The 12,961-nt window shown below is 70.8% G+C and carries 7 protein-coding genes; 3 read left to right on the top strand and 4 right to left on the bottom strand.

What is annotated here, in order from left to right; translation table 11 throughout:
- Window positions 1–7 precede the first annotated feature (7 nt).
- Window positions 8–730 carry a 4'-phosphopantetheinyl transferase family protein gene (locus GWK61_RS24905; RefSeq protein WP_194911812.1) on the top strand — a complete coding sequence of 241 codons (723 nt, stop codon included), beginning with the start codon at window positions 8–10 and terminating at the stop codon, window positions 728–730.
- A gap of 16 nt (window positions 731–746) precedes the next feature.
- On the opposite strand, the gene GWK61_RS24900 is transcribed toward GWK61_RS24905, so the two are convergent.
- Genes GWK61_RS24900 through GWK61_RS24885 form a run of 4 tightly spaced genes read right to left on the bottom strand, consistent with a single transcriptional unit; the run spans window position 747 to window position 4,985 of the window.
- Complete coding sequence (locus tag GWK61_RS24900) at window positions 747–2,087, bottom strand: NAD(P)/FAD-dependent oxidoreductase (RefSeq protein ID WP_194911810.1); 1,341 nt, start codon at window positions 2,085–2,087, stop codon at window positions 747–749.
- Between the two features lie 5 nt (window positions 2,088–2,092).
- Window positions 2,093–2,335 carry a hypothetical protein gene (locus GWK61_RS24895; RefSeq protein WP_228562899.1) on the bottom strand — a complete coding sequence of 81 codons (243 nt, stop codon included), beginning with the start codon at window positions 2,333–2,335 and terminating at the stop codon, window positions 2,093–2,095.
- 26 nt (window positions 2,336–2,361) lie between these two features.
- Window positions 2,362–3,852 carry an amino acid adenylation domain-containing protein gene (locus tag GWK61_RS24890; protein ID WP_194911807.1) on the bottom strand — a complete coding sequence of 497 codons (1,491 nt, stop codon included), beginning with the start codon at window positions 3,850–3,852 and terminating at the stop codon, window positions 2,362–2,364.
- Entirely contained in the window at window positions 3,849–4,985 is a 1,137-nt protein-coding gene (locus GWK61_RS24885; RefSeq protein WP_194911805.1) for an acyl-CoA dehydrogenase family protein, read from the bottom strand. Before GWK61_RS24885 ends, GWK61_RS24890 begins: the two co-directional genes overlap by 4 nt.
- Window positions 4,986–5,406: 421 nt before the next feature.
- Here GWK61_RS24885 and GWK61_RS24880 point away from each other — a divergent pair, with 421 nt between their 5' ends.
- Together GWK61_RS24880 and GWK61_RS24875 are read left to right on the top strand one after the other, a co-directional pair.
- A complete protein-coding gene (locus GWK61_RS24880) occupies window positions 5,407–8,778 on the top strand; it encodes a type I polyketide synthase (protein WP_194911804.1) in 3,372 nt (1,123 codons plus the stop codon).
- Between the two features lie 21 nt (window positions 8,779–8,799).
- Entirely contained in the window at window positions 8,800–12,201 is a 3,402-nt protein-coding gene (locus tag GWK61_RS24875; protein WP_194911802.1) for a non-ribosomal peptide synthetase, read from the top strand.
- The last annotated feature ends 760 nt before the right edge of the window (window positions 12,202–12,961 follow it).

Here is a 12,961-nt window from a genome sequence, read left to right as displayed (position 1 = left end):
GTGACCGATGGGTGAGCCGCACCCCTCGGGGTCTGGCCAGGTGGCCGTCTGGGTGGCGGCCGGCCCGGCGCCCGGGGACCGGTCGCCGGGCCTGGAAGAGCGCGCTCGGCGGCACCGTGAGATCCGGGACGCCGCGCGCCGGTTCGGCCGGGAGCTCGTGCGGGCGTACACCTCATGCCCGCCCGAGCGGCAGCGCTGGGACCGCGACGAGCGGGGGCGTCCGCTGGTCGTCGAGCCCGGCGGCGTGCACGTGAGCCTGAGCCACGCCGAGACGGTCGTCGCCGCCGCGGTGTCCCGGGACGCCCCGGTCGGGGTCGACGTCGAACGGCTGCGGCCGCTGCCCGACCGCGACGCGCTGGCCCGGACGGCGTTGTCCGCGAGCGAGCGGCACGCCCTGGACGCCCTGCCGGACGAGCTCAGGGACGCCCAGCTGCTCCGTTTCTGGACCCGGAAGGAGGCGGTGGCCAAGGCCCTGGGCACCGGACTCGCCACACACCTGCGCGAGGTGGTCACCACTGCCGGAGGTGACCTGGTCTCGCTTCCCGCCGGGTTCGGCGGGGTCGGTGCGTGGTCGTTGACCGATCTCGCCGTCCAGGACGAGGTGATCGCCTGCGTCGCGGTCCAGGCGCCGGGGATCAGGGTGCTGACCCGGACGCTCGGACTCCCCGCGGAGCACGGCGGGCCCTTCTCGGACGGCGATGCCGGTCACGGTCACGGTCGCGATCGCTAGGGCTACGCGTTCGGGATCACGCGTCCACCGGGGCGACCCGCAGGTTGCCCAGGTGCGGGTGCCACAGGTGGGTCGGGTCGGCCTCGACCGCGGCCACCGTCTCCTGCATGACGCGCAGCGCCTCGGGCTTGCCGCCGTCGTACATCTCGCCCTGCAGCATCTTGATGACGTCCAGCCGGTACCGCGGGTCCGCCACGAACGTGGTGAACAGGATGTTCAGCCGGTAGTAGACCGAGATGAACTCGTACCAGTTGCGCACGCCGTTGCGGATCGTCTTCTCGTAGGTGGCGAAGGACGCCTTGGAGAAGTCGTCGTTCGCGAAGGCCTTGAGGATGTCGTCGGTGACCAGCCGCGCGCTGTTCAGCGCGACGCTCACCCCGGAGGAGAAGATCGGGTCGACGAAGCGCGCGGCGTCGCCGATCAGCACGTACCGGTCGCCGCAGATCTCCTTCATCGCGTAGCTGTAGTCGGCCTCGACCTTGAAGTCGGTGACGCGCTCGGTCTTGCGCAGCGCCGCGGCCAGGTCGGGCCGGCTCTCCACGAACTTCCAGAAGAAGGCCTCGCGGTCCAGGTTCGCCTCGGCGAACTGCTTCTTCTGCGTCACGACCCCGATGCTGGTGACGGTGTCGGTGATCGGGATCTGCCACACCCAGGTGTCGGTGATCGGCAGGAAGTGGATGTAGATGTAGTCGACCTTCTCGGGGCTGTTGGCGACCTCGCTGCGGTCCAGGCCCTCGAACCAGGTGTGGATCGCGTACTGGTCGAAGACCGGGTCCGACTCCTTGGTCCCGAGCTGCCGGCCCAGGAAGGTCTGCCGGCCCGAGGCGTCGATCACCAGCTTCGCGGTGACGCCCACCTCGTGGCGGCCCATCCGGGCGGTCACGGTGACCTGGTCCGGGTCGTCGAAGTCCGCGCGCAGCACCCGGATGCCCTGGAACACCTTGGCGCCCAGGCTCTCGGCGTGCTTGAGCAGGATCAGGTCGAACTTGCTGCGGTCGACGTGGAACGTGTAGTCCCGGTCGGTGCCGGGCTGGTCGCGCTCCTTGAACAGGATGTCGGCGGTGCCGAGCTCGTGGGTGAGCGTGGCGGCCAGGTCGGCGTTGATGTTCGGCGAGGTGGTGGCGGTCCAGGCGGCGCCGTACTTCTTCGGGAAGCCGGCCGCCTCCACCTTGTCCATGGCGCCGGTCTCCAGCAGACACCGGGTGGTGGCCGGCACCAGCGACTCGCCGACGTGTGGCCGCGGGAAGTTGTCGCCCTCGAACACGGCCACCGACAGGCCGGCCTTGGCCAGGTAGGCCGCGGCGGTGGACCCGGCCGGACCGCCGCCGACGATCACGACGTCGTAGTCGACACTCATGGCTGTCAGACACCTTCCACGGAGTCGGCCGTCAGGCCGGAGACGAGCAGGCTGATGGCGGCGACGGTCCGGAAGTTCGCGGCGTTGATCGACGCCAGCGGGACGTCGACGCGCAGCTCCTCGCGCAGGTAGTTCAGCAGGAGCGCGCTGTTCATCGAGTTCAGGACGTCCCACTCCAGCAGCGGGGTGGTCTCCGTCAGCTCGCCCTTGGGGTCGCCCTCCAGGAAGCTCTCGCTGATGAATTTCATGATCCTTGGTGTGACCTCGTCGAGGGTCATCGCACCGGCCTTTCGGTTGGGAGGTTGGGGACGGCGCGCGCCGCCAGCGCGGTCCGGTCGATCTTGCCGTTGCCGTTCCTGGGCAGCGGGGACAGGAAGCGCACCTCGTCGGCGACCATGTAGCGCGGCAGATGCTCGGCGAGGTGCCGGCGCAGAGCCAGGACTCCGGGGTCGGCGCCGGGCCGGGCGGCGACGAACGCCACCAGGCGGGTGTCGACCCCCTCCCCGACCGTCACGGCCGCGGCCTCGGCGACGTCGGCGTGGTTCTCCAGCACCGCCTCGACCTCGCCGAGCTCGACCCGGTGGCCGCGGACCTTGACCATGTGGTCGCGGCGCCCGACGTAGTCCAGGGTGCCGTCGGCCAGCACCTTGACGATGTCGCCGGTGCTGTAGGGGCCGCGCTGCGGCGGGTGTCCCCAGTAGCCGGGCATCACGGTGGGGCCGTCCACGAGCAGTTCGCCCTCTTCGCCGACGGTCGCGATGATCCCGTCGTCGCGCACCACCCAGACCCGGTCCCCGGAGGCCGCGACGCCGATCGGCACCGGCCGGTCCCGGCCCAGGTCCTCTTTGCGGACCACGTGATAGGTGCACACGTTGGTCTCGGTCGGGCCGTAGAGGTTCATCATGCGGGCGTTCGTCCAGGCGGCCAGGTCGCGCAGCTGCGCGATGGCGAACGGCTCGCCGGCGAACAGCACCGTGTGCAGCGATTCGGGCGCCGGGCGGTCGAGCAGGCCGCCGTGCCGCATCATCACGGCCAGCGCGGAGGGCACCGAGTACCAGATGGTGATCTGCTGCTCGTGGACGAACTCCACGAGCTGCTTCGGTGCGAACGACAGCTCGGCCGGTATCAGGTGTACCGAGGCGCCGGCGCGGAACGCCGCGTAGAGGTCGAGGACCGACAGGTCGAAGGTGAACGGCGCGTGGTTGGCGAAGCGGTCGTCCGGCTCCGGGGCCAGCACGTCGTAGGCCCAGTCGACGAAGGCCCGCGCGTTCTCGTGGGTCAGGCACACGCCCTTGGGCACGCCGGTCGATCCCGACGTGTAGAGGATGTACGCGAGGTCTTCCGGGGCCGTTTCGACGTTGACGGCCGGTGCGGGGTCGTAGGGACCGTCAAGGTCCTCATAGCGGACCTGCTCGCCCAGTTCGGCGGAGATCCGCGGGATCTTCTCGCCGTTGGTCAGGACGACGGCCGCCGCGCAGTCCCGGACGATGGTCGCGACCCGGGCCGGCGGGCTGCTGCCGTCCACCGGCACGTAGGCCGCGCCGAGCCGCAGGACGGCCTGCATCGCCGCGACCGTCGCAGGGCTCTTGCCCGCCCACAGCACGACCCGGTCGCCGCGGCCCACGCCGTGCCGGCCGAGCCGGGCCGCGATCGCGTCGGCCGCGGCGTCCAGCTCGGCGTAGCTGAGCGATCCGGACGGCGCGCTCACCGCCAGGGCGTCGGGCCGGCCGGCGGCGGCGTCGATGGCGAGCTGGTGCAGGCTCACAGGCCCGTCCCCCTCGCGATGAGTTCCATCTGGATCTCCGTGGTCCCGGAGAAGATGGTGGTGGGCAGGCTGTCGCGCAGCTGCCCCTCGATCCCGGCGTCGACCAGGTAGCCCATCGAGCCGAACAGCTGCATGGCGTCCAGGCTGTTGGCGATCGCGGCCTCGGACACCGCGGTCTTCGCCATGGCGATCGCGACGACGTCGGTACGGCCCTGGTCGAGCAGCCAGCAGGCGCGGTAGAGCATCAGGCGCGCGCTCTCCAGCCGCTGCCGCATCCGGGCGATCTTGTGGGAGACGGCCTGGAAGCCGCCGATCTTCTGGCCGAACTGGCGCCGGTTGTTCGCGTGGTCCACGCACTCGGCGAGCTGCCGTGCCATCTGCCCGAGGTAGCCGGCGAACAGCACGCCGCGCTCCCAGGCCATGGAGTGCTGGAAGATCGCGCCGCCGCCGCCCTCGGACCCGAGCAGGTACTCGGCCGGCACGACGCAGCCCTCGAAGCGCACGCGCGCCGCCAGGCAGCCGTCCAGGCCCATCTTGCGCAGCGGCTCGCCGACGACCACGCCGTCGAGCTCGCGCGGGACGGCGAACGCCGAGACACCCAGGAAGCCGGCGGTGGGATCGGTGACCGCGTAGGTCACGAACACGTCCGAGATCGGGCCGTTGCTGACGAAGGACTTCTCGCCGTGGAGCACGTAGCCCTCGTCGGTGAGCGTGGCGGTGGAGCGGATCCGGCCGATGTCCGAGCCGGCCTCGTCCTCGGTCATGGCGTTGCCGGCGACCACGTCGCCGGCGGCCATGCCGGCCAGCAGCTCCTTGGCCGCGGCCGTGCCGAAGTCCTGGACGGGCACCGCGCAGGACAGCAGGTGCGCCGCGACGCCGAACACCAGGCCCATGTCGGTGCAGGAACGACCGAACGCCTCCAGGGCCAGCGCGGTGTCCAGGGCCCGCAGGCCGGCCCCGCCGTACTCCTGCGACACGCACAGCCCCGTGAGGCCGGCGGCCGCCGCGTCCTTCCACGCCAGGCGGACCTGCTCGGGGTCGGTGGACGTCTCGTGCTCGGCGAACCGCTCGAGCACGGCCGCGCTGATCTCGGCGCAGCGTTCACGCTGAATCGGTGACGGCTCGAAGTCCATCAGAGGTTTTCCGATATGTCGTCGACCGTTTCCATTTCAATCCCGCCTCGGTGATGGTGGTGATGGTCGGTGAAGGTCGTACTCGGAAGTGACAGCGCCCTGGCATTCGATTATTCTCGCCCCCGACACTTCGGCAACGTTAGGTTCCCCGCGGGCCGGCTCCAACCCTTATCGCACCCTTATGCGAAAAGGAGCTGCGATTAGGGGGCGGATAAGGGTGTCGGCCGGGACACCGCCGCCGTATCCTGCGCGAGACGGGGCGGACCCCACCTCCCGCTCGAAGCCGGGGTCCGGTAGGGGTGCGAGTGGGGTGTCGGCGATCAGGGCCGCCGCGTAGGGTCAACCGGGAATCTGGAATGGCACGACAACTCCGTCCCGGTTCCGAGAATTACTTTACCAATCGCAGGGGGCCGCACCAGTCATGGCCGATGAAGAAAAGTTGCGCCAGTACCTGAAGAAGGCCACCGGCGAACTCCAGCAAACCGCCCGGAGACTGCGCGAGGTCGAGCTGCGGGATTCCGAGCCGATCGCCGTCGTCGGCATGGGCTGCGTCTTTCCGCCCGATCTGCGCTCTCCGGCGGAGCTGTGGCGGTTCGTGGCCGGTGAGGGCGACGGGATCTCGGCGTTTCCCGAGGACCGGGGCTGGGGTTCTGGCTCCGGTTCCGGCTCTGGTTCTGGTTCTGGTTCTGTGGCAAAGTCCGGCGCCGGCTCTGGTTCCGGCGCGGGCCGGGGCGGCTTCATCACCGGAGCCGACCTGTTCGACGCCGAGTTCTTCGGGATCGGAGAACACGAGGCGCTGGCGATGGATCCGCAGCAGCGACTGCTGTTGGAGACCGCGTGGTCAGCGCTCGAAGACGCCGGCGTGGACCCGGCCGGTCTGCGCGGATCCCAGACCGGCGTCTACGCCGGCGTGTCCTACTGCGACTACGGCGCGGGGCCGCGGGAAGCGCTCCCGGCGAGCGTCGCGGACCAGCTGATCGTCGGCAGTTCGCCGAGCACGGCCTCGGGCCGCATCTCCCACACCCTGGGCCTGCGCGGGCCGGCCATCAGCATCGACACGGCCTGCTCCTCCGCCCTGGTGGCCATCCACCTGGCGTGTCAGGCCCTGCGGCGCGGCGACTGCGAGCTGGCGCTGGCCGGCGGCGTCACCGTGATGGCCACGTCCAGCGTCCTCGACGAGTTCACCCGGCGCGGCGCCCTGGCCGCCGACGGCAGGTGCAAGCCCTTCGCGACCGCCGCGGACGGCATGGGGTTCGGCGAGGGCGCGGGGCTGCTGACGCTGGAACGGCTGTCCGTGGCGCAGCGCAACGGCCACTCCGTGCTCGCGGTGATCCGCGGCACGGCGATCAACCAGGACGGCGCGACCAACGGCATGACCTCGCCGAGCCGGTCCGCGCAGGAGGCGGTCATCCGGCAGGCGCTGGAGGCCGCCGGACTCACTCCCGACCAGGTGGACGCGGTGGAGGGGCACGGGACCGGCACGGCGCTCGGCGACTCGATCGAGGCCGAAGCGCTGATCGCGGTCTACGGCGAGAACCGGGATCCGAGCCGGCCGCTGCGGCTGGGCTCGGTCAAGTCGAACATCGGGCACACGCAGACCGCGTCCGGCGTGGCCGGCGTGATCAAGACCGTGATGTCGATGCGCGCCGGGATCCACGCGCGCACGCTGCACCTCGACCGGCCGTCCGGGTACGTCGACTGGTCCGACGGGACCGTCGTGCCGACGGGCGAGTCGGTGCCGTGGCCGGCCGAGGGGCGGCCTCGCCGGGCCGGTGTGTCCTCGTTCGGGATCAGCGGGACCAACGCGCATGTGATTCTTGAGGAACCCGCCGACTCTGCTCCGGCCGATTCTGCTCCGACCGACTCTGCTCCGACCGCCGCCGCGCCGAGCGGTATCGAGGGTTCGGCCACACCTTGGGTGCTGTCGGCGAAGACCGAACCGGCTTTGCGGGCCATGGCTGCGGAGCTCGGCACCTTTCTCGCCGCCTCTCCGGCCGGTATCGCAGAGGTCGGAGTCTCGCTGGCGCACCGGTCCTCGTTCAAGCACCGCGCGGTCATTCTGGCCGCGTCCGTCGACGAACATCTCGCCGCGCTGGCGGCTCTCGCTCGCGGCGACGACGCACCCGGTTTGCACACCGGCGCAGCCGTCTCGGCGAAGACCGCCGTGGTGTTCGTGGGCTGCGAACCCGCCTCGGCCGCCGAGTGTTTCCCGGCCATGGTGCAGGCCTACGAACAGCTGAGTTCGTGCGGAGTGGCACCGGAGCTGGTCGCGGGCTCGGGAATCGGCGAGATCGCTGCCGCGCACGTCGCCGGGATCCTGTCGTACGCCGACGCCCTGTCACTCGCGGCGAGCGCATGCGCGCCCGACACCCTGTGTGCCACCGCGCAGCGGATCGACTACGCCAAGCCGCGTCTCACCCTCGTCTGCCCCGGCGGCGACCCCGCCGACCCCGGCTACTGGGCCTCAGCCGATTTCCTGCGCTCCGGCGCAGAGGATGTCCGGTCCGAGGTGCTGGCGAGGGGAGCGAGAAGCGTCCTGGAACTCGATCCCGAGATCACCGCTGATCAGCTGGTGACGCGGCTGGCCACGGCGTTCACCGCCGGGACAACCATGTCGTGGGAGGCGGTCTTCGCCGAGAGCGGCGCCGGGAGGATCCGGCTACCCGGCTATCCCTTCCAGCGCCGCCGCTACTGGCTCGACGCGCCGATCGGCCGGAGCTACGCGGGATCTGACATTGTTTGGGAGCCCGTGCATCCGCTACTCGGCGGACCGATCGACCTTGCCGGCTCCGACGAGCACCGGTTCTCCCGCACGCTGACCACTTCCGCCCTGCCGCCAGCCGTCGTCGCGGAATGGGCACTGGCGGCCGCAAGCCACGGCGCCGGCACCCTGACCATCGAGAATCTTGTCTTCGGCGAGCCCGGCAAGCTCCCCGTCGTCCTGCAGACGACGATCGACTCCCAGGGCGCGATCCGCGGTTTCAGCGCCGACGCCGACCGCAGGTGGACCTCGCGGTTCACCGCCTCGGCCGCGCAGACCGTCCCGCCGGTCCACTCCCCCACATACCTGAACGGGCTGCGCGCTCGGTTGGGCGAGGACGAGGCCCTGGCGCTCATCGAGAGCGACACCGATCAGTATCTTCTGAATCCCGCGGTCCTCGAAGCCTGCTTCCGCACCGCTTTGCCGCTCGTCGATGGCGGCGGCGACCAGACGTGGCTCCCGTCGAGTCTGTCCCGGCTCACGCGCCATCGCGAGCTGCCGCAACGCCTGTGGTGCCACGCGCGCCGCACGCCCGACGGCTCGATCGACCTGGAGTTGTATTCCGAGTCCTGCGAACCGCTGGCGACCATCACAGGGCTCAGACACACCGCAGCCGACCCGGCCGACCCTGCCGATCTGGAGCCGGACGACACCGCGTCCTGGGACGTCGCAGAGCTCTCACGCCTGGCCATCGAGGAGCCGCAGGCCGCGCGACAGACCTTCACGGACATCCTGTTCACCCGGGTCACCACCATGGTCGAAGGGCTCGACGACGACCGGGAGAGCTTGCGTGAGCGGTTCCCCGAGCTGCGGCTGGGCGATCTCGGCCTGGACTCGCTGCGCGCGATGCGGCTCCGGGAGCAGCTGCGCTCTGTGCTGTCCGTGGACGTCCCGCCGCAGCGCCTGCTCGGCGACACCAGCGTGGCGGGCGTCGTAGACCTGGTCTGCCGGTCCCTGGCTGCCCGAAGCCTGGTCGTCACCGGCGACGAAGAGCCGGCGGCCGCCGGCGAGCTCGAAGAACTCATCCTGTAACCCGCCAGGAAGGCAGCCACGATGACCACGGACCTGTTCGCCGAGCTGTACCGCCGCGGGGTGCGGCTGAGGCTCGCCGACGGCAAGCTGCACGTGACGGCGCCGCCCGGCGCCCTGACGCCCGCGCTGCGCGAGGAGATGAGCCTGCGCAAGGACGAGCTCATCGAGATGGTCGCGCAGGCCGAGCGCGCGGACGAGCCGGCGGGCCTGCAGGCGCAGCCGGCCGAGCGGCACGAGCCGTTCCCACTGACCGACATTCAGCAGGCCTACTGGGTCGGCCGGACGCCGGCGGTGGAGCTGGGCGGGAACGCGGCGCACGGCTATCTCGAGTTCGACGCCGTGGATCTGGACGTCCCCCGGCTCGGCCGGGCGCTGAACAAGCTCATCCGGCGGCACGACATGCTGCGCGCCGTCATCCAGGCCGGCGGTTACCAGCAGGTCCTGCCCAAGGTGCCGGTGTACGAGATCGTGGTCGCCGACCTCTCAGGGCTGGACGACGCGGGGCGGGAGGCCGGGATCGAGGCGATCCGCGCGGAGCTGTCCGACCAGATCATCCCCGCCGACCGCTGGCCGCTGTTCGAGATCCGGGCCACCAAGCTGGACGACAAGCGGTGGCGGCTGCACATGAGCTTCGACATGCTCATCATGGACGGGTTCAGCATCGGGATCTTCCAGCGCGACTGGTTCACCTTCTACAGCCGCCCCGAGACCGAGCCGGAGCCCCTGGACATCAGCTTCCGCGACTACGTGCTCGCCGAGAAGAAGCAGCAGCAGGGCGGGCGCGGGTTCGAGGACGACAAGCGGTACTGGCTGGACCGGCTCGACCAGCTGCCCGCGGCTCCCGAGCTGCCGCTGGCCGTGCAGCCCGGGCAGCTCGGGCAAATCGGCCGCCCGGCGTTCGCCCGGCAGCACACCCGGCTGTCCACGGAGCACTGGTCGGCGATCAAGGAGACGGCGCGCAGCAGGGGCCTGACTCCGTCGGCGGTGCTCCTGGCGGCTTACGCCGACGTGCTGCGCCGCTGGTCGAAGCGGCCGGAGCTGACCTTGAACCTGACGCTGTTCAACCGGCCGCCGTCGCATCCGCGGCTCGGCGAGGTGATCGGCGACTTCACCTCGGTGGTGCTGCTGGAGTCGCGGCCGGAGTCCGAGGACTCCTTCGCCGGGCGCGCCAAGCGGCTGCACCACCAGCTGATGGAAGACCTCGGCCACTCCTCGTTCTCCGGGGTCCGGGTCCTGCGGGAGCGCGCGCGGCGCCTCGGCGGGCGTCCGGGGGCTGCGATGCCGGTGGTGTTCACGTCGATGATCGGGTTCGACTCCGCGTCGAACATCACCGAGTCGGCGCAGATGTTCGGCGACGTCGTGTTCGGCGCGAGCCAGACGCCGCAGGTCTGGCTGGACTACCAGGTGCTGGAGGAGCGCGGCGAGCTGCTGGTCAACTGGGACTACGTGGACGGGCTGTTCCCCGACGACATGGTGGCCGAGATGTTCGCCGCGCACCGTGCGTGCCTGGAGCAGCTCGGCGGGAGCGAGGGCGCGTGGGACGAGGCGGAGCTCGTCGTCCTGCCGCAGGCGCAGGCCGACGAGCGCTGCCGGGCCAACGACACCGAGGCGCCGATTCCCGCGCGGACGCTCTGCGACCTGGTCGAGGAGCAGGCCGAGCGGGCTCCGGACGCGGTCGCCGTGATCACCTCCGACGGCGGCGAGCACAGCTACCGCGAGCTGGTCGGCGACGCCTACCGGCTGGCGCACGTCCTGCACTCTGCCGGCGCGGAGCGCGACACACTGGTCGGCATCATCGCCGAGAAGGGCTACGCGCAGGTGGCCGCGGCGCTCGGCGTCACCCGGTCGGGCGCGGCGTACCTGCCGATCGAGCCGCACTGGCCGGCCGTCCGGCGCGAGCAGATCCTGCGGCAGGGCCGGGTCCGGACGGTGGTCACGACCCCTCGCCTGCGCGACGAGCTGAGCTGGCCCGACGACATCAGCCTGCTGACCCTGACCGACGCCGAGGTGCGCTCCGCCCCGCCCACCCCGCCGCCGACCGGTCCGGCCCCGGACGACCTGGCCTACGTGATCTTCACGTCCGGGTCGACCGGCACGCCGAAGGGCGTCATGATCGACCACAAGGCCGCGGCCAACACCATCCAGGACCTCAACGGCCGCTTCCAGATCGGCCCCCAGGACCGGGCACTGGCGCTCTCCGCACTCAGCTTCGACCTGTCGGTCTACGACGTCTTCGGCCTCCTGGCGGCCGGCGGCGCGGTCGTGATGCCGGAGCCGGCCCGCTCGGCCGAGCCACGCCACTGGAGCGAGCTGGTGAACCGCCACCAGGTGACGGTGTGGAACACCGTGCCGGCGCTGATGCAGGCCTGGATCGACGCGCACGACACAGCCGCGGCACCCCCCGGCACAGCCCTGCGCCTGGTGATGATGAGCGGCGACTGGATCCCGGTGACCCTCCCGGACCGCATCAGCGCGCTCTACCCCGCGACCCGCATCATGAGCCTGGGCGGCGCCACCGAGGCGTCGATCTGGTCGATCCACCACCCGATCGGCGCCGTGCCGCCGGAGTGGACGTCGATCCCCTACGGCAAGCCGCTGGCCAACCAGACCATGCACGTCTACGACCAGTGGCTCGAACCGAGCCCGGTCTGGGCCACCGGCGAGATCTACATCGGCGGCAGCGGCGTAGCGCGCGGCTACTGGGCCGACCCGGAGCGCACGGCGGAGCGGTTCATCACGCACCCCCGCACCAAAGCACGCCTGTACCGCACCGGCGACCTCGGCCGCTACCTCCCCGGCGGCGACATCGAGTTCCTGGGCCGCGAGGACTCACAAGTCAAGGTCAACGGCTACCGCATCGAACTCGGCGAGATCGCAGCCCCACTCCGCCGCCACCCCGGCATCCACGAAGCAATCGTCGCAGTAGACACGCACCCCCGAACCGGCCGCCGCCAACTGGTGGCATACCTGGTCCCCACCGACGGCGACGCCCCCGCCGGCCGCCCCCACCCCGAGTCCGACACGCTGCGAGCCGAGCTGGAGAACCTGCTGCCGGAGTACATGGTGCCGCGGCACTACCTGCTGATCCCGAAGGTGCCCCTGAGCTCGAACGGCAAGGTCGACGTCTCGGCACTCCCGGCCCCCCGCGAACAGCAGACCTCTGCGACCCCGTCAGAACCCCGCGACGACCTGGAGCGCACACTGCTCCGCTTCTGGCGCGAGGTCCTGGAACGCGATGACTTCGGCATCGAGGAAAACTTCTTCGAACTCGGCGGCGACTCCCTACGCGCAATCGGAATCCAGGAGCGCATCGCAAAGGAATTCGGCGCCGGCACCAGCGGAAGCCAGGACGACGGCCTCCGGCGCCTGTTCGACAACCCGACGGTAGCCCGACTGGCAGCGGTGCTGCGAACCGAGGCGTAGGCGGCTTCCCGATAGACAACCCGGCGCGACCTCCACACGGAGGTCGCGCCGGACCTAATGCCAGCGCCTGCGGCTGCGGCCGGTGACGGGCCGCGCGCGCCCGACCACGCGGTTCAGTGGTCCTTCCGGACCATGCGGGGTGTTGGTTCTGGGTCCCTCGCCGCGTCAGCGGGCGCAGCCAACCTGCCCGGTTTGGCGGTGTCAAGCCGAACGGAGACCGATCACAGCAGCAGGGGTGCGGCTTGATTCCGCCAAACCGGGCTGGTTCCGTTTACGGCGATGACGCGGCGAGGGACCCAGAACCTCGGCGACCACAAGCAGCACCGCCAGCAAACAGCGCAACGCAGGCAACAGCGTGATAGAAAGCCGAACAGTCGCGGACCGCCGGCAAACAGCCGGACGCGCGGGTCGCCCCCTCGTCGAGGAGGCCCGCCAGAGGCCTCAACGCACCCACCAAACGCGGCAGACGCCCGCCAGACCAAACGCATGCGCAGTGACTCGGACCCACGCGCGGTCGTGCACACGACAACCGGCGGCCGCCAGCGCAACCCGCGGGACACAACCGAACTGCGTCCCCTGCGAGGCCATTCAACCATGCGCGAAGCCGTAAAAATCGCCTGTAAAACCCACGGCCCAACCGCACCCGCGCAGCGCACCGAACCTCAGCCCAAGCTGGCGATCCGCACCCCGGCGCCCCGAGAGGCGCACCAAGACCCGAACCTCAGCTCAATCCGCCGATCCGCACCCCGCACCCCGCACC

The sequence above is a fragment of the Catenulispora rubra genome (assembly GCF_015356825.1).
Taxonomy (GTDB): domain Bacteria; phylum Actinomycetota; class Actinomycetes; order Streptomycetales; family Catenulisporaceae; genus Catenulispora; species Catenulispora rubra.
The sequence above is the reverse complement of the archived record's forward strand: the minus strand, read 5'-3'. Positions and strand labels throughout refer to the sequence as shown.